Annotated in this window: 26 protein-coding genes and 1 other annotated feature; of the genes, 21 read left to right on the forward strand and 5 right to left on the reverse strand. The window is 40.8% G+C overall.

What is annotated here, in order from left to right:
- The 5 genes from R8925_RS01350 to R8925_RS01370 all read left to right on the forward strand — a co-directional run.
- Positions 1-339 (forward strand): hypothetical protein (locus R8925_RS01350; RefSeq protein WP_430534148.1); only part of this gene is annotated, 339 nt, incomplete at its 5' end.
- A 215-nt stretch (positions 340-554) separates the two neighbouring features.
- A complete protein-coding gene (locus R8925_RS01355) occupies positions 555-1,367 on the forward strand; it encodes a phosphotransferase (RefSeq protein ID WP_430534149.1) in 813 nt (270 codons plus the stop codon).
- A complete protein-coding gene (gene trmB, locus R8925_RS01360; RefSeq protein ID WP_430534150.1) occupies positions 1,358-1,999 on the forward strand; it encodes a tRNA (guanosine(46)-N7)-methyltransferase TrmB in 642 nt (213 codons plus the stop codon). The genes R8925_RS01355 and trmB overlap by 10 nt, the downstream gene beginning before the upstream one ends.
- A gap of 64 nt (positions 2,000-2,063) precedes the next feature.
- A complete protein-coding gene (locus R8925_RS01365; protein ID WP_430534151.1) occupies positions 2,064-2,897 on the forward strand; it encodes a YtnP family quorum-quenching lactonase in 834 nt (277 codons plus the stop codon).
- 125 nt (positions 2,898-3,022) lie between these two features.
- Positions 3,023-3,256 carry a metal-sensing transcriptional repressor gene (locus R8925_RS01370; protein WP_430534152.1) on the forward strand — a complete coding sequence of 78 codons (234 nt, stop codon included), beginning with the start codon at positions 3,023-3,025 and terminating at the stop codon, positions 3,254-3,256.
- Positions 3,257-3,335: 79 nt separating this feature from the next.
- On the opposite strand, the gene R8925_RS01375 is transcribed toward R8925_RS01370, so the two are convergent.
- Complete coding sequence (locus tag R8925_RS01375; protein ID WP_430534153.1) at positions 3,336-3,647, reverse strand: hypothetical protein; 312 nt, start codon at positions 3,645-3,647, stop codon at positions 3,336-3,338.
- Positions 3,648-3,833: 186 nt separating this feature from the next.
- Here R8925_RS01375 and R8925_RS01380 point away from each other — a divergent pair, with 186 nt between their 5' ends.
- On the forward strand, positions 3,834-4,907 hold the full coding sequence (locus R8925_RS01380) for a M42 family metallopeptidase (RefSeq protein ID WP_430534154.1): 1,074 nt from the start codon (positions 3,834-3,836) through the stop codon (positions 4,905-4,907).
- 46 nt (positions 4,908-4,953) lie between these two features.
- Positions 4,954-5,124 (forward strand): hypothetical protein, encoded by a 171-nt coding sequence (locus R8925_RS01385; protein ID WP_430534155.1) that lies wholly within the window; start codon positions 4,954-4,956, stop codon positions 5,122-5,124.
- 20 nt (positions 5,125-5,144) lie between these two features.
- Here R8925_RS01385 and R8925_RS01390 read toward each other — a convergent pair whose 3' ends face one another.
- The gene (locus tag R8925_RS01390; RefSeq protein WP_430534156.1) at positions 5,145-5,588 is read right to left on the reverse strand and encodes a YtoQ family protein; all 444 of its coding nucleotides are present in this window, start codon (positions 5,586-5,588) and stop codon (positions 5,145-5,147) included.
- Between the two features lie 130 nt (positions 5,589-5,718).
- On the opposite strand from R8925_RS01390, the gene R8925_RS01395 reads away from it, so the two are divergent.
- From R8925_RS01395 to murC, 5 genes are all read left to right on the forward strand, one after another.
- Complete coding sequence (locus tag R8925_RS01395; RefSeq protein WP_430534347.1) at positions 5,719-6,030, forward strand: thioredoxin family protein; 312 nt, start codon at positions 5,719-5,721, stop codon at positions 6,028-6,030.
- Positions 6,031-6,048: 18 nt separating this feature from the next.
- Entirely contained in the window at positions 6,049-6,849 is an 801-nt protein-coding gene (locus tag R8925_RS01400) for a DUF1444 domain-containing protein (RefSeq protein ID WP_430534157.1), read from the forward strand.
- 5 nt (positions 6,850-6,854) lie between these two features.
- The gene (gene ytpR / locus R8925_RS01405) at positions 6,855-7,466 is read left to right on the forward strand and encodes a YtpR family tRNA-binding protein (protein WP_430534158.1); all 612 of its coding nucleotides are present in this window, start codon (positions 6,855-6,857) and stop codon (positions 7,464-7,466) included.
- 326 nt (positions 7,467-7,792) lie between these two features.
- Positions 7,793-10,054: a DNA translocase FtsK gene (locus R8925_RS01410; protein ID WP_430534159.1), complete on the forward strand. Its 2,262-nt coding sequence runs from the start codon at positions 7,793-7,795 to the stop codon at positions 10,052-10,054.
- A gap of 294 nt (positions 10,055-10,348) precedes the next feature.
- Entirely contained in the window at positions 10,349-11,686 is a 1,338-nt protein-coding gene (gene murC, locus R8925_RS01415; protein WP_430534160.1) for a UDP-N-acetylmuramate--L-alanine ligase, read from the forward strand.
- A gap of 53 nt (positions 11,687-11,739) precedes the next feature.
- Here the strand turns inward: murC and R8925_RS01420 are convergent, their stop codons facing one another.
- Positions 11,740-12,852, reverse strand: coding sequence for an aminopeptidase (locus tag R8925_RS01420; protein WP_430534161.1), 1,113 nt, complete (start codon positions 12,850-12,852; stop codon positions 11,740-11,742).
- A gap of 228 nt (positions 12,853-13,080) precedes the next feature.
- Between R8925_RS01420 and R8925_RS01425 the strand changes: the two genes are divergently transcribed.
- The 6 genes from R8925_RS01425 to R8925_RS01450 all read left to right on the forward strand — a co-directional run bounded on the left by R8925_RS01425 (position 13,081) and on the right by R8925_RS01450 (position 18,928).
- Positions 13,081-13,539 (forward strand): DUF948 domain-containing protein, encoded by a 459-nt coding sequence (locus R8925_RS01425; RefSeq protein ID WP_430534162.1) that lies wholly within the window; start codon positions 13,081-13,083, stop codon positions 13,537-13,539.
- A gap of 21 nt (positions 13,540-13,560) precedes the next feature.
- Positions 13,561-14,088 carry a YtxH domain-containing protein gene (locus tag R8925_RS01430; protein ID WP_430534163.1) on the forward strand — a complete coding sequence of 176 codons (528 nt, stop codon included), beginning with the start codon at positions 13,561-13,563 and terminating at the stop codon, positions 14,086-14,088.
- A 247-nt stretch (positions 14,089-14,335) separates the two neighbouring features.
- Entirely contained in the window at positions 14,336-15,421 is a 1,086-nt protein-coding gene (locus tag R8925_RS01435; protein ID WP_430534164.1) for a bifunctional 3-deoxy-7-phosphoheptulonate synthase/chorismate mutase, read from the forward strand.
- Between the two features lie 431 nt (positions 15,422-15,852).
- The gene (gene ccpA, locus R8925_RS01440) at positions 15,853-16,851 is read left to right on the forward strand and encodes a catabolite control protein A (RefSeq protein ID WP_036072480.1); all 999 of its coding nucleotides are present in this window, start codon (positions 15,853-15,855) and stop codon (positions 16,849-16,851) included.
- Positions 16,852-16,959: 108 nt separating this feature from the next.
- Positions 16,960-17,161 (forward strand) — a binding site (T-box leader).
- A 53-nt stretch (positions 17,162-17,214) separates the two neighbouring features.
- The gene (gene tyrS, locus R8925_RS01445) at positions 17,215-18,474 is read left to right on the forward strand and encodes a tyrosine--tRNA ligase (RefSeq protein WP_430534165.1); all 1,260 of its coding nucleotides are present in this window, start codon (positions 17,215-17,217) and stop codon (positions 18,472-18,474) included.
- A complete protein-coding gene (locus R8925_RS01450; protein WP_430534166.1) occupies positions 18,467-18,928 on the forward strand; it encodes a GNAT family N-acetyltransferase in 462 nt (153 codons plus the stop codon). The genes tyrS and R8925_RS01450 overlap by 8 nt, the downstream gene beginning before the upstream one ends.
- A gap of 88 nt (positions 18,929-19,016) precedes the next feature.
- Here the strand turns inward: R8925_RS01450 and rpsD are convergent, their stop codons facing one another.
- Both rpsD and R8925_RS01460 read right to left on the reverse strand, forming a co-directional pair.
- Complete coding sequence (gene rpsD / locus R8925_RS01455; RefSeq protein ID WP_036072475.1) at positions 19,017-19,619, reverse strand: 30S ribosomal protein S4; 603 nt, start codon at positions 19,617-19,619, stop codon at positions 19,017-19,019.
- 219 nt (positions 19,620-19,838) lie between these two features.
- Positions 19,839-20,327 (reverse strand): GAF domain-containing protein, encoded by a 489-nt coding sequence (locus tag R8925_RS01460; RefSeq protein ID WP_430534167.1) that lies wholly within the window; start codon positions 20,325-20,327, stop codon positions 19,839-19,841.
- Between the two features lie 167 nt (positions 20,328-20,494).
- Here R8925_RS01460 and R8925_RS01465 point away from each other — a divergent pair, with 167 nt between their 5' ends.
- From R8925_RS01465 to thiI, 3 genes are all read left to right on the forward strand, one after another.
- Positions 20,495-22,222 (forward strand): septation ring formation regulator EzrA, encoded by a 1,728-nt coding sequence (locus R8925_RS01465; protein WP_430534168.1) that lies wholly within the window; start codon positions 20,495-20,497, stop codon positions 22,220-22,222.
- A gap of 103 nt (positions 22,223-22,325) precedes the next feature.
- Positions 22,326-23,462 (forward strand): cysteine desulfurase family protein, encoded by a 1,137-nt coding sequence (locus R8925_RS01470; protein ID WP_430534169.1) that lies wholly within the window; start codon positions 22,326-22,328, stop codon positions 23,460-23,462.
- Positions 23,462-24,673, forward strand: coding sequence for a tRNA uracil 4-sulfurtransferase ThiI (thiI, locus tag R8925_RS01475; RefSeq protein ID WP_430534348.1), 1,212 nt, complete (start codon positions 23,462-23,464; stop codon positions 24,671-24,673). The genes R8925_RS01470 and thiI overlap by 1 nt, the downstream gene beginning before the upstream one ends.
- Positions 24,674-24,718 lie beyond the last annotated feature (45 nt).

Raw genomic sequence — 24,718 nt, forward strand, 5'->3', positions numbered from 1 at the left:
CTATTGAACCGCCGTATACCGAACGGTACGTACGGTGGTGTGAGAGGTCGGAGCCTAACGGCTCCTCCTACTCGATTTGTTGCTATTTATTGGATATTTCATTTTGAAGTGGTGGAATGGTTAGATGTGAGCACGGCGCGCATGTATATTGGTGCTCTGGCTGATTGTATTCGAAGAGCCGGGAAGGATTACATGCGAGCGAAGCCCGCATGTATATTGGGGTTCTGGCTGATTGTATTCGAAGAGCCAGGAAGGATTACATGCGAGCCTAGCTCGCATGTATATTGGTGCTCTAACTCATTTTATTCGAAGAGCCCCAACAATACGAACGTATGTTGACTTGACGGGAGGGATGAAGAGAAGTAAAATTCAAAGGGTAGCTATTAATGATTGGGATAGCTTTTTTTATTCGGCTTTCTAAAATACATAATTTTATGCTGAAATTTTATTATATCTCGAAACTTTAACGCACCAATAAGTGTTGCGTAAGAGCTAGATTCGTCGTTAATAATAACATATAGAAAGACAACGACGTAAGTGAAGGTGAATGTGGAATGGAAGATAATTTGTTTGGTCAAGATTGGGAAATAGAGCCAGCGGGCGGAGAAACAGGAAAGGCCTTTGTTGCGATTCATGAAGACGAAAAATTCTTTTTAAAAAAGAATTCCTCGCCTTTTTTAGCTGCGCTTTCTGTTGAAAAAATTGTGCCTAAACTAATCTGGACGAGACGAATTGAAAATGGAGATGTTATCACGGCTCAGAAATGGGTGGATAATGGGCAAACGCTTACGGCTAGAGAGATGAGAGAACCGCGTGTAGCTAAGTTACTCGGTAAAATTCATCAATCGGAGGCGTTGCGTGATATGTTGCAGCGTATTGAGAAAAAAGATTACTCGTGTTTTCATTTACTAGACTCAGTAACGGAGAATATCGGTCGTTTGAACCGAGTGGATACGAAAGTTGCGGAAGCCTATCGATATTTACTAGCGAATGTAGAGGGCTTGAAGGAAGAGCGTCATGTTGTTTGTCACGGTGATGTTAACCATAATAATTGGCTGGTTTCGGAGGGGGATGAGCTTTATCTTGTTGATTGGGATGGCGCGATGCTTGCTGATCCGGCGAATGATTTAGGTGTTTTGCTGTATCAATATGTTCCTTATTCTGAGTGGGAGGAATGGCTTGAGGAGTACGGTCAGACCTTAACGCGAGAATTTTATACACGAATAAAATGGTTTTCTATTTGCCAGGTTTTGATGGCGATGAATTGGCAGTTTGAGCATGATCGAAAGGCAGAGCTTGCTCGTTTAGATTTGCTTTTGAAGAAAATAATTGAGGATGATGAGGTGTACGTGAAGTTATGCGAGTAAAACATAAACCGTGGGCGCGTGAGAAGATTCTGGCTCACCCGGAAGTGTGTGTGGGGAATCCTGGAGAATTAAAAGGAAAGTGGCACCATCTATTTGGAAATGAGAACCCGATTCATATTGAAATTGGGACGGGAAAAGGGCAATTTGTTACTGGAATGGCCGAGGCGAATCCAGATGTTAATTATATTGGTATTGAAGTTGTAGAAAGTGTTTTAATAACAGCACTCGATAAGGCACTCGCTGCGGGAATTCCGAATTTACGTTTACTTTCTGTAGACGGTGCGGATTTGCTGGACTATTTTGAAGCTGGGGAAGTTGCAAGGATTTATTTGAACTTTTCCGATCCCTGGCCGAAGAAGCGGCATGCGAAACGTCGCTTGACGCATCCGAGTTTCTTGGATATTTATAAAGCACTGCTACCGGTAGATGGCGAGATTCATTTTAAAACGGATAATCGCAGTTTGTTTGAATATTCGTTGGTGGCGTTTTCGGAATATGGCGTTCTGTTAACTTACCTGTCGCTAGATTTGCATAATAGCGAGTTTGAAGGCAATATCATGACGGAGTATGAAGAGAAGTTTTCGGCAAAAGGTTTTCCTATTTACCGTTTAGAAGCAATGTTTAAATCGTGAACAAAGGCTAGAGTCCCCAGAAAGTATGGTTGCTCTAGCTTTTTAGTATGAAGGAGGATGCAAAATGGATACCTTGCGAGTAGGGGAGATAAAAATTCACTGGTTACGTGGTGGCGTGACTCATTTTGATGGCGGCGCAATGTTTGGCGTTGTTCCAAAAGCGCTATGGAGCAAAAAATATCAGCCAAATGAAAAAAATCAGATTCGGTGTGTCACAGATCCGATGTACTTTGAATATCAAGGTAAGCATTATTTAATTGATGCAGGCATTGGTGTTGGTCGTCTGACCGAGAAGCAAAAACGGAATTTTGGTGTTGTGGAAGAGTCCTTTATTTTGGAAGATTTAGCATTGCTTGGTATACAACCTGAGGACATTGATGTGATCTTGATGACGCATCTACACTTTGATCATATCGTAGGTTTAACGAATACGGATGGACAAAGTATTTTTGAGAATGCCACGATTTATACAACTGAAACGGAATGGCAAGAAATTTGTAAGCCCAACATTCGCTCTAAGGCGACATATTGGACTGAAAATTGGCAGGGTATTGCAAACCAGATTCAGACGTATTCGAATAGTTTACGATTAAATGATGCCATTCAGTTGGAGAAAACTGGTGGTCATAGTAATGGACATGCGATAATTCGAATGGAGAGTCAAGGGGAATCGGCTATTCATATGGCGGATATTTTCCCGACGCATGCGCACCAAAATGTATTATGGGTGACGGCATATGATGATTATCCAATGGATTCGATTTTTGCAAAAGAACGGCTTCGAGTTGAGTTGGAGGGAACGGGGAAGTGGTTGCTTTTTTATCATGATTATTTCTATCGTGCCTTACAGTTTGATGAGGATGGTAATGTAGTAGGTAAGGTGATGGTGAAACGATAATTTCGTATACCACCATAAGGTATTTGTTTTTATATCCCTGGTAAGGGGTTATTGAAAGTCATTTTTATCAGTCGATATACGAGATTTAAATATTTTCTCAAATTAAAATAAGGGGGGGTATATAGATGTCGGAAATGAGAAAATCTATTTCCAATCGTTTTGCAAAAATTGAAGGTCACGTAAAATCTATCAAGAAAATGACCGATGAGGAACGCTCTTACGAAGATATTATGTTGCAAGTTGCTGCTGTAAAAAAGGCGTTACAAAGTGCCGAAAAAGTCATTTTCAGCGAGCAAATGAGAGAAATGGTTGAAAAGGGAGAATATGATCAGAAGCGTGTAGATAGTTTTATTAAATAGGTCAACTTTGAAACGGAGAGAAAAATACAGATTAATAGAAAAAACTGCAAGCGCACATGGCTTGCAGTTTTGCATAGTATTAAGTTAAATAAACATCAATCACGGTTCCGGTAGTAGCATCTGCAATAAATTCGAATTGTTTCTTTTCGCCATCACGAATCGCTGTGATGCCGCCATGATATACAAATGTATCCATTGCGAACTTTTTGTAATGCTGCTTTTTCAATTGAATCCACGAGCCTTCTATTGGCCCCTCTGCTTTGAATGCTTCTTTGACGTTCTCAAGAATAACGTCACCCGAAATGGTCTTTGGCTCTAGTAGGTAGTGGTTGATAAGATGACCTGCTGCGGCCCCTGTCGCAACACCTGCGATAAATACTTTCCAGTTCATTGTTTGCCTCCCTAATCTTACTTTTTTTCTCTTGTGTAGTTCTACTGTTTTTTATTATACCCTCTAAACTAAAAATATAAAAGCCTTTACATCGAAGTGCCCCGATTTGTTTGGTCGCAATTTTAGACGTAACGTTTCTAAAAGTGGTATAATGCTAGAGATATCACTGAAAAGGACTGATTATTAGTGGAAAAAGAAACATTGGAGTTATTTAAAACGTTAACGGAGTTGCCAGGTACTTCTGGGAACGAGCAGTTTATCAGGGACTTTGTCAGGAAAGAAATTACGCCAGTTTCGGATGAAGTTATTCAAGATGGACTAGGCGGTATTTTTGGTGTGCGGCATGGCGCAGAAGGTGGACCTAGAATCCTTGTGGCAGGCCATTTAGATGAGGTAGGTTTCATGGTTACAAGAATCACGGAAAGTGGGATGATTGCCTTTCAAACACTTGGTGGTTGGAATCCGCAAGTTCTGCAAGCGCAACGTGTACAATTGATAACGGCGAACGGGCCGGTTATTGGAGTTGTCGCCTCTGTTCCGCCGCATTTGCTAACAGATGCTGAACGGAGCAAACCAACAGATCCCAAAAATCTTTTGATTGATATTGGGGCAGATGACCGAGACGATGCGATTGCTATTGGTGTGAAGCCAGGACAACAAATTGTTCCAGTTTCTGAATTTACACCGCTTGCTAATCCGAAAAAAATTATGGCGAAAGCTTGGGATAATCGTTATGGAGTCGGACTTGCTATCGAACTTTTAAAAGCAGTGAAAGATGATAAACTACCGAATACATTGTTTGCGGGAGCGAATGTGCAAGAAGAAGTTGGCCTACGTGGTGCTGGTGTTAGCGCACACATGATTCAACCAGACATTTTCTTTGCGCTTGATGCAAGTCCGGCGAACGATACAACGGGTGATAAGTCGCAATTTGGCCGAATTGGAGAAGGGTTTTTGATGCGAATTTTTGATCGTACGATGATTATGCATCGCGGCATGCGCGAGTTTTTGTTAGATACAGCTGAATCGAACCAGATTCCATATCAATATTTCATTTCGCCAGGTGGAACAGATGCAGGGAAAGTGCATACGTCTAACAGTGGAATTCCGAGTGCTGTAATCGGTGTTCCTGCACGTTATATCCATTCATCTAACTCAATTCTGCATGTGGATGATTATGCGGCGGCAAAAGAGATGATTACAACAATCATCCGCAATCTCGACAAAACGACATGGGAAACGATTCGTAATAATGCTTAAAAGAATATGGCGCCACCCAGTAATTCTGATGGGGAGTATTATGCTTGTGTCAGCACTAGTATTCTTATTTGGTTACTTACTGCATATTCCATACTTCAAAGAAACCGAGCTAGGCTGGATTTTGACAACGTTTATTGGTGGCGTTCTTGTTTTAATATTTGGTTTTGTGTGGAGCTGGAAAGACCGAGTAAACGCGAAAAAGCGCCTCCGTGATTGAGGTGCTTTTTCATGAACGTATTATGCAAAAATGTAATCAATAATTTGTGCGGCTTGTTCGATAGTGTCCACAGTGACATTTGCTTTTTCAGATAGTTCTTTTAACGGATGATGTAACGATTCTGGTCGAATGATAATCGTTGGTTTTCCGAGTGCGATTGCTGTAGCGGCATCTGTGGCAGTGTTCCATTGTTTAAACTTTTCGCCGAATAAAGCGATCACTAAATCGGCTTTTTTCAAATGCAGTTCGGTGCGCAGATTGTTTATTTTCGATGATTGTAAATCTTTATAAATCGCGCTTGGTTGTTTTCCAAGAACTTGCTCGCCGATTGCGTCCGATAAATCGTGATTTTCTTGTGGTCCCCAAAAGTAAAACTGAACACCTCGTTGCTCTTTCACATTTGCTCGCAGTTGATCGCGCCAATCTGAATGAATTTCACCTGCTAAATAAATATGGTAGTCCATCAAAAACGCCTCCTTGCTTGCAATGATAGAAGAAAATGCATCCGATAGCAACTTTTATGAGCGAAATTCTTTACTAATGCTGGTGGGGGCTTTAGGATTATGAATAGGAATAAGAAGGAGTCGATTAATGATGAAACATTTAGAAACAGTAGAAGAATTTAATGAACTAAAAGATACAGGGAAAACAATATTTATGTTCAGTGCGGATTGGTGTGGTGATTGTAAATTTATCGAGCCGGTGATGCCTGAAATTGAGGCGGAACATGCAGATTTTACTTTTTCACATGTGGATCGGGATCAATTTATCAATCTTTGTGCTGATTTGGCGATTTTCGGAATCCCGAGTTTCTTAGCTTTTGAAGACGGCGAAGAAATTGGTCGATTTGTGAGTAAGGATCGCAAAACAAAAGAGGAAATTACAGATTTTATTGATTCGTTATAAGGAAGAGGGGAGGGCGTTGTGATGAAGATGACAACGATGAAAATGAAGGAGCGACTTGAAAAAGAGCTTGCCAGCGCGAACCGGACATTTAATTATGATCGCGAGAAAGATACGCTGAAAGTGATAGAAGCTGGCAATTCGATTACGCTATCTATCCCGCAAATTATTGCAAATTGGGAAGAACAAGCAAACGTGGCGGTTGAAAAAATCGTTTATTATGTGGAAGAAGGTCTGAGGGCATCGCAACAAACGATTGATATTTCTGAAAGCTTGCCGAACGTTTATCCTGTTATTCGAGCAACATCTTTCCCTCAGAAAACTAAAGATGGCAAAAGGCTTTTAACGGAAAAACACACGGCAGAAACGGCTATTTTTTACGTGGTGGATGTTGGTTCGTCCTATCGCTTTATTGAGGAAGTTAGTTTGGAAGGTACGGATGTGACGATAGACGATGTTCGCATGGCTGCATTCGCTAATCTGCGCAAACGAGCAACGACGATGAAGAAAGACTCTGTCAGTGGTAACGACTATTATTTTGTGCGAACAAATGATGGATATGATGCAAGTCGGATTTTAAATGAGTCATTTTTAGCAGAGATGCGGGAACAGATAGAGGGGGAAATGGTGCTTGCGGTGCCACATCAAGACGTATTGATTATTGCGGATATCAGAAATAATACGGGTTATGACGTATTGGCGCATATGACGATGCAATTTTTTGCAGATGGTCTCGCTCCAATTACCTCTTTACCTCTCGTGTATAATGATGGTAAACTAGAACCGATCTTTATTATGGCAAAAAACAGACCAAAGGAGTAGTTAACGTGATTGTAAATGCATTTTATAATGAACAAGGAGTAGGGGACACGCTTTTAGTCCACCTAAGCGATGTAGAAAAGACTGATTTTGAATCAAAAGGCCATGTAACGCGGATTTTTGACGTGGAGACTGGCGAAACTGTTGCAATCAACATTTTTGATGTATCGAAAAGACGTGCATTTGATGCGAATGGCAAAGTAAATTTGACGTTGGAAGATATGAATTTTATTAACAAGGAATTGGCGGATAACGGTTTTGATTTTGTTATAGAAGCAGATCTTTCGCCAAAATTCGTTGTTGGTTATGTAAAGTCAAAGGAAAAACATCCAAATGCGGATAAGTTGAATGTTTGCCAAGTGGATTTGGGAGATAAAACAGTTCAAATCGTATGTGGCGCGCCAAATGTTGAAGCGGGTCAAAAAGTAGTAGTTGCTAAAATTGGTGCTGTAATGCCAAGTGGCTTAATTATCAAACCGTCCAACCTTCGTGGAGAGGATTCATTTGGCATGATTTGCGCCGCGCGTGAATTGGCAATTCCGGATGCTCCTGAGGAAAAAGGAATAATGGTGCTCGATGATAGCTATGAAATCGGAGCCGAATTTCCAGTTACTTTCTAAATCATCGAAATAAGAATGTGGAGTCTGGGACGAAACCCCAATAAGAAAAAATCGCCTCGCCGATTTATTTGGGTTATGACCCAGACCCTAATTTCTGAGCTTTTTTGATTAATTGTATACAATATACATTTGTATTGTTCTTTTTTTAGTGGGTGAAGGACGTATAAGTTTAAATTATATACGATGGAATACTTGTGCATAGCCGTTGCAGGCCATTTGCTGAACATGTATTATTTTTACAGTACATTCATCGTAGCTTTATCTGATTTTCTCTGTTAGAATCAGTTTAAGAAACGGATAAAAAATAAATTAGGTAGTGATAAGTAATGGGATGGTTCAAAGATTTTTTCTTCGCTGATCGCGATGCGGAGTATGAGGAAATGGAAGTAGCTAAGCCGAAAAAAAAGGCACAGTCAGCACCAACGCCCCAATTAGCGGCAGTAAATAAAGTCGAAAAAAAAGTAGATATTTCTCGTGAAAATACGCAAGCAATGAAGCAAAAACGCGAAGTTCATGCCAAAGTGATGTATCAATATCCAAAAGGTGAGTTCCGTTTTCCGCTTATTCCTGATGGACAGAAAATAGACAGTAAACCGGTTTTACATAAGATACCGATACCGAATCAAGCACCTCGTTCAAAAACAAGCAATGAAATACCTAAGTTCGAGAAGAAAAGGCCATTTAGACCAACTGATGTTCCTTCGCCAGTCTTCGCTTTTCAAAAACGACCAAGCCGTTTTGAGTTTGATATTACGCAAGAGGTGGAGAAGAGTGAGGCGATTCCTGACATAGTGGAGCAACTTGTCGTGGAGGCTGGGCCGATTGTAGAAGCGTCTGTTATCGAAGAAGTAGCCATTTTAGAAGATGTAATAGAACAGGAAGCTGTTTTGCCAGCTACAGAGGAACCTCAGATTGAGGCTATACAGGAAGAAATTATGGCACCACAACGTATCGACCTTATCCATGAAGCGCCGAAACCAAAAAAGGCGGAGCAAGCACCACCGAAAACTAGAATTCCTTTTAACGTTATGATGGTGAATCAAGACAAACAACACGTTGAGCAGAAAAAAGAAGCCGTTAAAAAAGAGCCAGATATGATTGTGGAGGCAGAAAAGCCAGCGATAGCTCCAGAACCTATCTTTCCTGTGGAGCAACATCCACGAGAAGATGCAGCTGGCTATTACTTCCCATCACTTGATTTACTAAAACCGCCAGTCTTTGAAAGTGCAGATGAGGAATGGTTAGATTTCCAAGAAGAACTTTTAAATGAGACGCTTGAGAATTTTAATGTATCTGCAAAAGTTGTGAATGTGACACAAGGCCCAGCAGTAACTAGATTTGAAGTACAGCCGGAAAAAGGCGTGAAAGTTAGTAAAATCACGAATTTGACGGATGACATTAAATTGAATTTAGCTGCAAAAGATATTCGGATAGAGGCGCCGATTCCAGGTAAAAGTACGATTGGTATTGAAATTCCCAATGAAACGAGCCGTCCTGTGATGCTATCAGAAATTATGAATAGTCAGGCGTTTCAAGCGAGTAAATCCCCTTTAACAGCGGCGTTAGGGCTTGATATTTCGGGCATGCCAATTGTGACTGATTTGCAAACGATGCCTCATGGGCTAATTGCTGGTGCAACGGGCTCTGGTAAGAGTGTGTGCATCAATTCATTGCTTATTAGTTTGCTCTATAAAGCAACGCCAGACGAGTTGAAGCTATTGCTCATTGATCCTAAAATGGTTGAGCTTGCTCCTTATAATCGCATTCCGCATCTTGTGAGTCCAGTTATTACAGATGCCAAAGCTGCAACAGCGGCTCTCAAATGGGCAGTGGAAGAGATGGAGCGCAGGTATCAGCTATTTTCACATGCGGGTGTTCGTAATATGGAGAAATTTAATGAATATTCTTCCCATCCAGAACATTCTGGTGAGAAATTACCGTACATTTTGATTATTATCGATGAACTGGCTGATTTAATGATGGTAGCGCCAAATGACGTAGAAGAAGCGATTAGCCGCATTGCTCAAAAAGCAAGAGCTTGTGGGATTCATATGATTGTCGCGACGCAGCGGCCTTCTGTAGATGTTATAACAGGGTTGATTAAAGCGAATATCCCGACTCGTGTTTCGTTCTCTGTGTCTTCGCAAATTGACTCAAGAACGATTATCGATACGGGCGGTGCCGAGAAACTGCTTGGAAAAGGGGACATGCTCTTTTTGCCAAGTGGGTCGTCTAAGCCAGTTCGTTTGCAAGGCACATATGTTGGTGATCAGGAAATTGATGCTGTCATCGCTCACGTACGCAATCAAGTAGAGCCAAATTACCTGTTCAAACAAGAGGAACTTTTAGAACGCGAAATTGCCAAAGAGGAAGAGGATGACTTGTTTGATGAGGCGTGTGATTTTGTATTGGCACAAAATGGTGCCTCTACATCGCTTTTACAACGTCATTTTCGCATTGGCTACAATCGAGCGGCGAGACTGATGGAGGCACTTGAAAAGCATAGCATTGTTTCGGAAACAAATGGCTCCAAACCGCGTGATGTTATTATCACTCGAGAACAACTAGAAAAAATACGTGATAATTAATACATCACTAGTTCTATTAGCGTATAAATAAATACTTTATTTCGTTTAAAACGGCAAAAATATAAGTCCTTAGATATAAATTTTCTACAAGGATTTCTTAATGGGGAATAAAGTGCTATAATTACCTAGTGAGATTTTTCGGTTAACAACGTAGATGAACATCAAACACACGTTTAAACTGTAACACAAGAAGATGTCTAGAAATGATAAAAATAATGAAAATGCTTTTTTTACGAGCACCACACTATTTTTTAGGCTACCTCTTCAAAGATTAAAATTCTGGGGGTTCAATTAATGACGACGTATCATTTTGTTGGGATTAAAGGGTCAGGTATGAGTGCGCTGGCTCAAATTATGTTTGATAAAGGCTTCACCGTGCAAGGAAGCGATGTTGAGAAATATTTCTTTACACAAAAGGCGCTAGAAGAAGATGGTATTGAGATTTTACCGTTTTCTGAAAACAACATTCATGAAGGTTTAACAATCATTGCTGGAAATGCGTTTAAAGACGAGCATCCGGAAATTAAAAAAGCGATGGACATGAATTTGCCAGTGATTCGTTACCATAAGTTTTTAGGACAATTAATTGACGGTTATACGAGCATTGCTATTACTGGGTCGCATGGGAAAACATCGACGACAGGTCTTCTTTCGCATGTCTTGGAAGAGTTACGCCCGACATCTTATTTAATTGGCGACGGAACTGGAAAAGGAAATCCTGATGCGAAGTATTTTGCTTTAGAGGCGTGCGAATATCAACGTCATTTCTTAGCTTACTCCCCAACTTATGCGATTATGACGAATATTGATTGGGATCATCCTGATTATTTCAAGAGTGAGGACGATGTTTTTAGTGCGTTCGAATCTTTCGGAAAACAAGTGAAGAAAGCTGTTTTTGCCTTAGGCGATGACAAGCAATTGCGTCGTTTGAAATTGGACATACCAGTCATTTATTTCGGCTTTGGAGAGGGTAACGAATTCCAAGCTAAAAATATTGTAAAAGAAACGACAGGATCAACATTTGATGTGTATCGCAACGGCGAAATGTACGGTAATTTCGTAATCCCGACTTATGGTGATCATAACGTACTCAATGCGCTTAGTGTGATAGCAGTTAGTGCCTTTGAGAATATTTCAGCGGCTGACGTAGCGAGAGAATTACGAACTTTTGAAGGTGTAAAGCGCCGTTTCAGCATTACAGAGAAAAAGAATCAAGTATTAGTGGATGATTACGCTCACCATCCTTCTGAAATTCGTGCGACAGTAAACGCCGCACGCCAAAAATATCCAAATCGCAAAGTAGTTGCTGTATTCCAACCACATACATTTACGCGTACACAAGCTTTTTTACAAGGTTTTGCGGATAGTTTAAATTTAGCAGACGAAGTGTATTTATGTGATATTTTCGGTTCCGCCCGTGAGAACCGTGGTACATTAACAATTCAAGATTTAGCGGCTAAAACTAAAGGTAATCACGTAATTCAAGAACAGCATACAGAAGGGTTGCTAGCGTTTCCTGATGCAGTAATCCTATTTATGGGAGCAGGAGATGTTCAGAAATTCCAAGCAGCATATGAACGCGTTCTTGATATCGGCGTGGAATTGGTAGAAGAGAAACGAGCGATAAATTAATAAGTATTAAAACTAAAAAAGGAGTCCCAGATGATGGGATTCCTTTTTTGTGGTTATATTAAGTTTTCTGGATTCAATTTTTCAAGTTCTGGAATGACGAAACGACCATCTTTGCGAATTAGAATATCATCAAAGTAAATTTCGCCACCACCGTATTCTGGACGTTGAATGTTCACGAGATCCCAGTGGATAGCTGAGTTATTGCCATTTGGTGCTTCATCGTAACATTGACCAGGCGTGAAGTGGAAACTACCTTCAATTTTTTCATCGAATAGAATATCTTGCATTGGTTCATGGATGAAAGGATTGACACCGATTGCGAATTCGCCAATAAAACGAGCGCCTTCATCTGTATCCAATATTTTGTTAATACGTTCAGTATCATTTGCAGTCGCTTTTACAATTTTTCCATTCTCGAATGTGAAAGAGACATTTTCAAAGACAAAGCCTTGATAAGGAGATGGTGTGTTGTATGTGATAGTGCCGTTAATTGAATCGCGCACAGGAGCCGTATAAACCTCACCATCAGGAATATTTAGCTGGCCAGCACATTTGATGGCAGGGATATCTTTTATTGAAAAACGCAAGTCTGTGCCTTCTCCAACGAGGCGGACGCGGTCTGTTTGGTTCATCAACGTCACGAGACTCTCCATCGCTTCACCCATTTTGCTATAATCAAGCGTGCAAACTTGGAAATAAAAGTCTTCAAAACCAACTGTGCTCATTTTAGAAAGTTGCGCCATAGAAGAGCTTGGATAACGCAAGACAACCCATTTCGTTTGCTTCACACGAATATTTGTATGCATTTTTCCGACCGTTTCACCATTTATTTTCAATTTCTCAGCAGGAACATCTGATAATTCATTGATGTTATCACCAGCGCGTAAGCCGATATAAGCGTCCATTTCCTTCATCACATTGCCTTCAAACTCAGCAATCTTCGCATACTGTTCTGGATTTGCTCCAAGCATCATTTCGCGGTCGATTTGCGGTTCTTTCAAGGATACAAACGGGAATCCGCCAGCTTTGTAAGCTTCGGCAACGAGTGAGGTCACCAATTCTTTTTGTACGCCAAAGTTTTCGATAAGTACTTTTTCTCCTGGTTGTAGGCTCACAGAATAGTTGATTAAGTTATACGCTAATTTTTCAATACGTGGATCTTTCAAGAAAATCACTCCATTTCATTTTTTCCACCGTTTTGCGGTACCTTTATAGTTTACTCCAATTCGCTTAAATATGCTTTCAAAAAGAATTTATCTTCTTACTGTATATTATTTCGCTTTCTTTTTTCGTATAATATTGCTAAAATGAAGACAACCCATTCTTCAAAATGGTCGGTTTACATAGACACATTAGGGGTACAGTAGTTAGATACATGTGGAGGTGTGGAAAAGGTGGAAATAATTTTATACATTGCGGCTTTGATTGCTGCAATCGCGTTACTTGTCATTGCTGTTTATCTAGGCATGACGCTTAAATCAACCTCGAAAACAATGGACGAAGTAGCGAAATCGCTTGAGGAAATGACTGGTGAAGTGAAGGGGATCACTGACCAAGCTGAGAAATTAATGAGCAAAACGAATGATCTTCTCGAAGATATCAACGGCAAAGTGGCAAAAGTTGATCCAGTATTTGATGCTGTTGGAGACATTGGTGTGTCACTTCTAGGATTAAGCCAATCCGTTCGTGAACTAGCGACGCTTGCAACGAATAAAGTCCACACAAATGAGGCGAAAATCGTACAAGCCGTATCTTTTAGTAACTCTATTTTGTCATTCCGTGATAAAATGAAGGCAAATAAAGCTGCGAAACAAGCTGCAGCAGAAGCAAAAGAAGAAACGATAAATTTATAAAAGAAGGCGGAGGGAAAATATATGTCTGGAAAAGATGGAATTAACGTAAAAGATTTTCTAATTGGTGGTTTAATCGGGGGTATCGTAGGTTCAGTAACAGCACTTCTTTTAGCACCAAAATCAGGTAAAGAACTACGTGGGGATTTACATGATCAAGTAGATGTGATGAAAGAAAAAGGTGCACAATGGAAAGATGTTGCCTATGAAAAAGGTATTGAAATCGGCAATGTAGCTAAAGATAAAAAAGCGGCTCTTGTTGACTCAGCATCTGAATTTGTTGGAGTAGTAAAAGATAAATCAGGTCAGCTCTACGAAACGGTTTCAAAGCAAACAAAATCGGTGAAAGAAACAGCATCAGCAGGTTTTGAAGCAACGAAACAAGCTGCGCAAAAAGCTGGTGAAACGTTCAAATCTGAAGCTAAAGATGCTGGCGATGATGTGAAACAAGCTGCTGATAAATCAAAAGAAGAAGTGAAAGAAGCTTCTGAAACAGCAAAAAATAAAACCGAAAAAATTGTACATGACGCGAAAAAAGAATTTAAAAAATAGAATCCTGGTTATAGATGAGGTGCAATAACACTTTGTCTATAGCCTTTTTTCTTACCTAGCTTTATTTTATGAAAAATTAACTTGCAATTATAAGCACAGGATGTTAGTATTAATCTATATTGTTCGCTTTAACACTTAAAAGCGCTTAAGTAGGAAAGCGATATGGTGACAAATGAATCATTTTCATCTATAATGATAAAATATACTGTAAAAAGATGTACAGGGAAATTGGAGAGGTGGCAAAATCATGGGAAATCCGAATTTGGAAGAGTTGCGCGCACAAGTAGATAGCTTAAACATAGAGGTTTTGGAGGCTATCAACAAACGAGCGAATTTAGTACAAGAAATTGGTAAAATTAAAGGGATGCAAGGTGTTATTCGTTTTGATCCAGTTCGTGAACGCCAGATGTTAAATGCAATTACAGACGCAAATAAAGGTCCTTTTGAAGATAGCACGATTGAGAAACTATTTAAAGAAATTTTCAAGGCTGGTTTAGAGTTACAAGAAGATGATAACTCCAAAGCATTGCTTGTTTCGCGTAAAAACAAAAAAGAAGATACAATTGTCAATGTGAATGGTGTACCGATTGGGAATGGCACGCCGACCTTCGTATTTGGCCCTTGTTCGGTTGAATCTTATGAACAAGTAGCAACTGTAGCTGGAGCTGTTCGTGATAAAGGACTGAAATTACTTAGAGGTGGTGCGTTTAAGCCGCGTACAAGTCCGTATGATTTCCAAGGACTTGGTGTGGAAGGGTTACAAATCTTAAAACGTGTAGCTGATGAGTTTGGTCTTGGCGTTATTAGTGAGATCGTGACACCGCGTGATATTGAAGTAGCGTTAGATCATATTGACGTGATTCAAATTGGCGCTCGGAACATGCAAAACTTTGAACTCCTAAAAGCAGTGGGACAAGTAGACAAGCCAGTTCTACTAAAACGCGGTCTATCTGCAACGATTGAAGAGTTTGTTGGTGCTGCCGAGTACATTATGGCACAAGGTAACGATCAAATTATTCTTTGTGAACGTGGTATTCGCACGTACGAAAAGGCAACACGTAATACATTAGATATTTCTTCTGTTCCAATTCTGAAGCAAGAAACGCATTTACCAGTGATGGTCGATGTAACGCATTCCACTGGGCGTAAGGATTTATTGCTTCCATGTGCCAAAGCAGCTCTTGCAATTGGAGCAGACGGTGTGATGGCAGAAGTGCATCCAGATCCAGCAGTTGCACTATCTGATTCAGCGCAACAAATGGACTTGAAAGAATTTGACGCATTCTGGGAAGAGATTTTAAAATCGAAGTTAGTCCCTTCCAACATCCAATAAGTCGTTCAGCGGGCCGACAAACGCTTATCTCCGTCGTTAAAAGCTGTGCTCCGATGCTCACATACACCAGTATGCTCCGCTTCGGTGCTCGCTTTTGCCTAGGATCTAATCATTTGTCGGCCCGCTGAGGTTTGGCGGGAGATTTGGAGTTTTGAAATTAAAAAGCAGTTAGGAAATGATTTCCTGACTGTTTTTTTGTGTGGTTAAGAGTAAGAGAGTACGATTGCTATGAGAAGGGATTTCCTTGGTTTTATAGCGAAGTAATTAAATAAAACGCTTTCTTCTGAATTTTTAGTAATGTAAATAATAAGTGAAAACAATTGCATAACGAAAAAAACTATCGTATTATTAAGTGTAGGCAAGGTTGTTTACGTTTACAATAGTTACATATGGCTAACTGTTAAAATAAATGAATGTGGAGAGTGAAATGAATGAATATAACAATTTACGATGTGGCACGTGAGGCGAATGTTTCGATGGCAACTGTTTCTCGTGTTGTTAATGGAAACCCCAATGTGAAGCCTGTGACTAGAAAGAAAGTGCTGGATGTTATTAAACAATTGGGATACCGCCCAAATGCTGTGGCTAGAGGCTTAGCGAGTAAGAAGACAACGACGGTTGGTGTGATGATTCCTGATATTTCAAATGTATTTTATGCAGAGTTGGCGCGTGGAATTGAAGATATCGCAACGATGTATAAATATAATATTATTCTTAGCAATTCTGATGAAAATGAAGATAAGGAATTGCAAGTATTGAATACGTTACTTGGCAAGCAAGTGGATGGTATTATTTATATGGGAGAGCGTATATCGGAGCAATTACAAGAAGAATTTGATCGTTCACCTGCGCCTGTTGTTTTGGCGGGTTCTGTGGATGCAGCGAATAAAATTGCATCGGTTAATATTGATTATAAACAAGCGAGTTATGAGGCTGTTTCCCGCTTTACAAAGAACGGTCATAAAAAAGTAGCATTCATCAGTGGCTCTTTGGATGAGCCGGTAAATAGTGAGTTAAAATTGGGCGGGTATCGTGAAGCACTGAAAGAGGCTAAAATTAAATTTAATGAGGATTATGTGTTAGAAGCGGCTTATAACTATGAAGCTGGCGTGAAAGCTTGGGCACAATTAAGTAGCTTGAAAGCAACTCCTGACGCGATTTATGTGGCGGATGACGAACTGGCGATGGGTGTTTTGAATGCTGCACTTGATGCTGGTGTGAAAGTACCAGAAGAGCTTGAAATCGTGACATCAAATAATACAAAATTGACATTGATGGCGCGCCCACAGTTATCTACAGTGGTTCAACCGCTCTATGATATTGGTGCTGTAGCCATGCGTTTATTGACGAAACTGATGGCCAATGAAGAAGTAGAAGAAAAAACGGTTATTTTACCTCATAGTGAAAAAATGCGCGGAACAACACGTTAAAATTCAAGAAAAGTCGAGTAGATCGGTAATAGATTTGCTCGGTTTTTTCAGATGTGCATCTTGACATCTGTTTCGGGCTATGTTAAAAATAGAAGTACAATATTATATCGAAAAGCTATGAACGGACGAAGTAGTCGCTTATCCCTGTTACAAGAGAGCTGGTGGTCGCTGTAAACCAGTACAAATGAGTTGGACGAATTACATCCTGGAGCATATTTGCATTTGCAAACGGTTTTTGCCGTTATCTTAATGAAGTGAGGAAGATTTTTTCCTAAGTTGGGTGGTACCACGTATATTTTGCGTCCCTTCGTCAATTGACGAAGGGGCTTTTTTGTTTTAATCATGAGAAGGAGTGAGTTTGAGATGAATATTATTGATGAACTAGAGTGGCGCGGTGCTATTTACCAGCAAACAGATGAAGAGGGACTTCGCGAATTAACGGAAAAGGAATCTATTTCTTTGTACTGTGGTATTGACCCAACCGGCGATTCGATGCATATTGGGCATTTAATTCCATTCATGATTTTGCGTCGTTTCCAAAACAAGGGGCATCGTCCAATTATTTTAGTTGGTGGAGCGACGGGATCGATTGGTGACCCAAGTGGTAAGAAAGAAGAACGTCAATTACAATCGATTGAACAAGTAAATAAGAACGTAGAGAGCCTACGTAGTCAGCTTGAAACGATTTTTGATTTTTCTGGTGACAATGGTGCAATTATGGTGAATAACTATGACTGGACAAAAGATTTGACAGTGCTAGACTTTTTGCGGGATTTTGGTAAAAATTTCAATGTCAATACGATGTTAGCGAAAGATATTGTGGCTAATCGTTTAGAAGTAGGGATTTCGTTCACGGAATTTTCGTACCAAATTTTACAGGCAATGGATTACAATGAGCTATATGAAAATCACAATTGTCGCTTGCAAATTGGTGGTAGCGATCAATGGGGAAATATTACAGCTGGACTTGATTTAATTCGTAAAAAACAGGGCGAGGGCTCAAAAGCGTTCGGTCTAACGATTCCATTGTTAACGAAAGCAGATGGCACGAAATTTGGTAAAACAGAGGGTGGCGCGATTTGGCTGAACCCAGAAAAAACAACGCCATACGAGTTTTATCAGTTCTGGATTAATACAGATGATCGTGATGTTGTGAAATACTTGAAATACTTCACGTTCCTAGATCAAGGAGAAATTAGCGATTTAGAATCAGCTGTGAAATTGGAGCCACATCGCCGTGCAGCGCAACGCTCTTTAGCGGCTGAAATGACACGTTTTATTCATGGGCAAGCCGCGCTAGATCAGGCGATTAAGATTTCAGAAGCGTTATTTAGTGGGGATGTAAAAGTGTTAACGGCTGATGAGATTGAGCAAGGATTTAAGGACGTTCCGACATTTGAAGCGGGGCAAGAGGAGAAACTGCTTGTTGATTGGTTAGTGGAGCTAGGTATTGAGCCTTCGAAGCGTCAATCACGTGAAGATATTGGAAACGGCGCAATTTACATTAATGGTGAACGTGTACAAGATCTTGAAAAAGTTGTGACGAAAGCAGATCGTGTGGAAAATCGCTTTACTATTGTTCGTCGTGGTAAGAAAAAATATTTTTTGGTGCGTTATGTCTGAGAAGTTACGCTTAACTCCCATGGCAAAAGAGCGTTTTGCTGATTTTGCTGAGTCGCTTAGTGTTGGTTATGCGAAGGATCAAGCGGATGCTGGGATATGGGCACGCGAAGAAGCGTTATTTAAAGCGAGAATGACAACGATGGAGCTACTTCCAGATGGTGTTCGGACCAAGAATCATTTTCTGTGGGAAGTAATGCAAGGAGAGGAATGTATCGGAACACTATGGGTTTTTCAAGAGGAAAAAACTTATTTTATTTACGATATCCTAATTTTTGAAGCGTTTCAGAACAAAGGCCTTGGAAGTGCGTTGCTGGACTTGTTAGAAGAGCAGGCAAGAGAACGAGGCATTACCGAGATTTCTTTGCATGCCTTTGCACATAATAAGCGGGCAGTCCATGTGTATAAGAAAATGGGGTTTGAAATAGTCGATATTACGATGAGAAAATATATATAGAAGAGAGAACTCTGGCATATTGTTATGTCAGGGTTTTTTTGTAACAAAAAAACATCTGATGCAAGAGGCGCCAGATGTTTTCGAATGATTAACGTGAATAGAATTCTACGATAAATGCTTCGTTGATTTCAGCATGTAATTCTGAGCGTTCTGGCAGGCGACTTAATGTACCTGTCAATTTCTCAGCATCGAAAGTTAGGTATTCAGGCACGAATGCCGCAACATCTAAGCTCTCAGCGATTGCTGATAATTTAAGAGATTTTTCGCGAACACTGATTACTTGACCAGGTGAAACTTGGTAAGATGGGATGTCTACGCGTTTTGAATCTACTAAAATGTGACCGTGGTTTACTAATTGACGTGCTGCACGACGAGTGCGAGCAAGACCTAAACGATATACCACGTTGTCAAGGCGTTGTTCAAGTAAGATCATGAAGTTCTCACCGTGTTTACCTTGTAATTTGCCAGCTTTTACGAACGTATTTTTGAATTGACGTTCTGTTAAACCGTACATGTGACGTAATTTTTGTTTCTCTGCTTGTTGTAAACCGTACTCAGAGATTTTTTTACGTTGTGTCGGACCATGTTGCCCTGGAGCATACGGACGACGTTCTAATTCTTTACCTGTTCCTGAAAGTGATAATCCCAAACGACGGGAAATCTTCCAGCTTGGACCTGTATAACGAGCCATTGATTGACTCCTCCTTTAAATTTGTTTTAGCATAAAACAAACAAGTGTGACCAACCAAATACGTGCAGTTTATCTTCATGTATCTTCGCCCTTGCAGCAGCAGGTTACAGGATACACCACGAAAAAAATCGGGGATAAACAACGGTCATATTCATCATCACTCAAGCTGCATTTTACACGCTTTCTAGTATAGTACATTTTGCATATGCTTGTCAAACTTTATTGTATGGATGCTTTTAAAATGTTGACTATTTGCTCTAAGTATTGCTGGTCGGTTTCGCCAAATCGATTTAAAGAGGGGCTATCGACATCTAAAACACCGAGCAATTTTCCATCGTGGACAATGGGAATGACAATCTCTGAGTTGGATGCGGCGTCACAGGCAATATGTCCTGGGAAATCATGAACATTTTGAACAATATAGGTTTTTTGCTCCGAGGCAGCACTTCCGCAAACGCCACGGCCTAGCGGAATACGGATACATGCAGGTAGACCTTGAAATGGTCCGAGAACGAGCTGGTTGCTTGCTTCTTCATACAAATAGAACCCTACCCAGTTAATGTCGGTTAATGCTTGGTTTAGGAGCGCCGACACGTTGCTTATATTGGCAATGAAATTTGGTTCTCCAGCGATCATTGCTTCGACTTGTTTGACGCATAATTGATAATTTTCTGCTTTAGTTCCAGTGAATTTTGGAATTTCGATCATTTTTTTCACCACTTTTTCATTATTTTTGGTTTTAAATAAGGCAAATACAGCGGAATCGTGTTAGAATAGTGTATGTGTATAATGAATCAGTATAGCATGGATTTGTTATTTGTACTTAATGAATCGATTTAAAAAATAGAGATAATGGAATAATAGGAGGAAAAGACATGTTTGTTTGGTATTTAGTCGGCTTTGTAGTTATTGTGGCCGTTGTTTTTGCAGTTGGATACATAATGAAGAAAAAGCATTATCAACGAATCAATGAGCTTGAAGCGCAAAAAATAGAATTGATGGAGCGTCCTGTTATTGATGAACTGACGAAGGTGAAGAAGCTGAGGCTTACTGGACAAACGGAGGACTTGTTTGAGTCTTGGCGTGACTCGTGGGATGACATTGCGACGAAGTTATTTCCTAACTTAGAGGAATATATTCTTGGCGCGGAGCAACATACGGATCGTTATCAGTTCCGCCAAGCAACGCAGATGGAAAACCAGGTGGAACAGGTAATTCATGAAATTGATACGCAAATGAAGCAAATTTTGCGAGGTTTGAAGGAATTGCTAGCTAGTGAGGAACGCAATGCGCAGGATATTCGGATGGCAAAAGATAAGTTTACGACATTGCGACGCGAAGTTTTGAGTAATGGTTATAAACTGGGTGATGCGCTACATGGCGTGGAAGGCGAGTTAGATACGATTGCGGAGAATTTGAATCGATTCGATATGTTGACAGATCAAGGGGACTATTTGGAAGCGCGCGAAACGGTGCTCAATGTGCAGCATGACCTCGAGAAGTTGGGGACAAGATTGGAGAAAATCCCGGTGTTGCTTCGTGAGAGTGATGTTATTTTGCCAGAGGAGATGGGCAAATTACAAGCCGGTTATGATGAAATGGTTCAACAAGGCTATTTTTTGGAGCAGTTACAACTAGCCGCGGAATTAGGACGAATGAGCGATCGCGTATCTGATTTGAAAGAAAAAATTGTGGCAGGAGAGCTTGAAGCTGTGGAAGCTGGTGTGGCAGAATTGCATACAGAAATCAATTTGTTTTATGATACGCTCGAGCATGAAGTTGAAGCGCGCCATTTTGTGAAGGAAAACCGTATTGTTGTGGAAGCGAAGTTGGAGAAGCAGCTGGATGTTTCGGACGCGTTAGCAGAACAGATTAAAGAAGTAAAGCAGACGTATCATATGACCGAAGAGGACTTGGCGAGTTATTTAAAAATTGCCAGTCAGTTAGAGTCACAGAAAGAGCAGTTGGCAGCTGTCACGGAGCGGCTTTCGGAGGTGAAAATCGCATACTCGGCGGCAGAAGATGCTTTAAAGGAAATCGATGCAGTTGTATCCAGTGTTTCTTTGGGGCAAGATGCATTTTCAGAAGAACTGCGCTCATTGCGAAAAGATGAGTTGGAGGCGCGAGAAGATGCGGATAGAATGCGTCGGGCGATTTTGAATTTGAACCGCAAATTAGATCGTGAGCGACTTCCTGGTAAGCCAGAGGATTATTTAGCGCTCTGTGCGCACATGGAACAGTCGATTTCGAAGTTGGAAGAGAAACTGGAAGAGAAGCCGTTAAATATGAAATCAGTAAACCATGAGTGGCAAGTTGCGCGAGAAGATCTAGATCACTTGACTGAAAAAGCGGATGAAATGATTGATAATGCACATATCGTGGAACATGTCATCCAGTATGCGAACCGATATCGTTTGCAAACACCGGAACTTGCGGTTGCGTTGCGTCAAGCCGAAGACCATTTTTACGATGATTATCAATATAAGAAAGCGCTGGAGCTTGCGGTGACAGCATTGGAGAAAGTAGAACCAAATGCCTTTAAGAAAATTGAGAAAGCGTATGAAATGAAGATAAATGTGGATGAAGTAGAGGAAATCGAGTAGTGAGAATTTACGTCTTAATCCGTGGAAGAAGGATGGGGCGTTTTTCTTTTGGGAAGTCGTATGATAAAATAATGAATGAATATTAATGCATGGAGGCTTTTGGATGATTTATTTTGATAATAGCGCGACAACGAAGCCACTTGATGCTTGTGTGGAGACCTATACAAAAGTAGCGACGAATTATTTTGGGAATCCGTCTTCGTTACATGGTTATGGGGCAAAGGTTAGCGAGTTGCATGAACAGGCGCGGGTTCTTGTAGCGGGAATGCTTGGGGTATTGCCGGAAGAGATTATTTTTACTTCTGGTGGAACGGAAAGCAACAATATGGCGCTAAAAGGGGTTGCGGATTTTTATCGTGGTCGTGGAAAACACATTATTACGACTGCTATTGAGCATCCGTCTATTCAAAATGCGATGCAACATTTAGAAGGACAAGGCTTTGAAATAACGCGATTACCAGTTACTGCTACTGGGGTTATATCGGTAGAGGACTTAAAAATGGCGCTTCGTGATGATACGATTTTAGTTTCGGTGATGCATGTGAACAATGAAGTTGGTTCTATACAACCGATTCAAGCGATTGCAGATTTTTTGAAGACACGTGCACAGACATTTTTCCATGTAGACCATGTGCAGGGATTAACGAAGGTGGCGCTGGATGTTGCTGGGGTAGATTTAGTTAGTATTTCTGGCCATAAGATACATGGTTTGAATGGTACAGGTGTTTTAATAAAGAAGAAGCACGTTTCGTTGTTGCCGCTTTTAGATGGTGGTGGACAGGAATTTGGCTTGCGTAATGGGACGGAGAATACAGCTGGGGTGGTCGCTTTTGCAAAGGCTCTGCGGATTGGGCTGGAAAACCAGGAAGCACATCTAATAGACTTGGAAGCGATTCGAGATTATTTGTTGGATTCGCTTGCTGAAATTCCAGAAGTATCGATTCATACGGATAAAAAACAAGCGGCACCGCATATTTGTTGTTTTTCAGTTGTCGGGCATCGAGGGGAAGTTCTCGTTCATGCGTTGGAGGAATATGAGGTGTATGTTTCGACAACAAGTGCGTGTTCATCGCGTGCCAAACTTGCTAGTAGTACATTGAAGGCAATGCGAGTGACAGATGAAGAGGCTGTTGGCGCTGTTCGTGTGAGTTTATCTTACCAAAATACGCTGGCTGAGGCAGAGCGTTTTATAGTAGCAATACAAACAATTATCAAAAATTTAAACGAAGTGGTGAAATGATGGAGTATGATCGTATAGTTGTTCGGTACGGAGAATTGTCAACAAAAGGCCGAAATCGGAAACAGTTTATTAAGAAATTAGCGCATAATGTGAAACGAGCGATTGCAGATTTTCCAGAAGTGAAAGTCTTTGGTGAACGCGACCGGATGTATTTATTATTGAATGGTGCCGACGATCAAGTTGTTTTGGAGCGGCTAAGGCCGATTTTTGGCATTCAGTCTTTTAGTCCGGCGGTTCGAGTACCTCAAGATTTAGAAGAGATGAAGCAGGCTGGATTGTCACTTGTTCGTGCGATGCATCAGACGGGCGGAACTTTCAAGGTCAATGCGCGGCGTGCAGATCGTTCGTTTGAGTTGGATACGAATGGGATTAACCATGAGCTTGGCGGATTTATTTTGCAACATATCGATGATTTACGTGTTGATGTGAGAAATCCAGATGTGAAGCTGCTTGTGGATGTCCGAAGTGAGGGGATTTTCTTGTCGTGTCAGACGATTCAGGGCGCTGGTGGCTTACCAGTGAGTTCTTCAGGTCGCGCGATGTTAATGCTTTCTGGTGGAATCGATAGTCCTGTTGCTGGCTATTTGGCAATGAAGCGTGGTGTGGAAGTGGAGGCGGTGCATTTTCATAGCCCACCGTATACAAGTGAGCGCGCGAAGCAGAAAGCCGTTGATTTGGCTGGGAAATTAGCGCAGTATAGTGGCCAGGTACAGATGCATGTTGTACCATTTACTGCGATTCAAGAAATGATTAAAAAGCAGATTCCAGAAGGCTATACGATGACGGTGACTCGGCGCATGATGCTTAGGATTACAGATGCATTACGTCGACGCCACGAAGGTTTAGCGATTGTGAATGGTGAGAGTTTGGGGCAGGTCGCGAGTCAGACACTTGAGAGCATGTTAGCGATTAATGATGTGACGACAACGCCGATTATTCGCCCAGTTGTATCGATGGATAAAAATGAAATTATTACTATTGCTCAAGCGATTGATACGTATGATATTTCGGTACAACCGTTTGAAGATTGTTGTACGATTTTTACACCACCTTCTCCAAAAACACGTCCGAAATTAGAGAAAGTAGAGCGTTATGAGAGTTTTATTGATTTTGAGGCGATGATTCGAGAAGCCGTAACTGCAACGGAAACTTTTTCGGTGGAAGTTGCGAATTTAAATAAAGTACAGGATGAATTTTCAGATCTGTTTTAAAAAGAGACGATGTCAAGTGTGGCATCGTTTTTCGTGATTATGTTT

Origin of the sequence: Listeria rocourtiae subsp. hofi, from assembly GCF_963575615.1 — a bacterium.
Taxonomy (GTDB): Bacteria; Bacillota; Bacilli; order Lactobacillales; family Listeriaceae; genus Listeria_A; species Listeria_A hofi.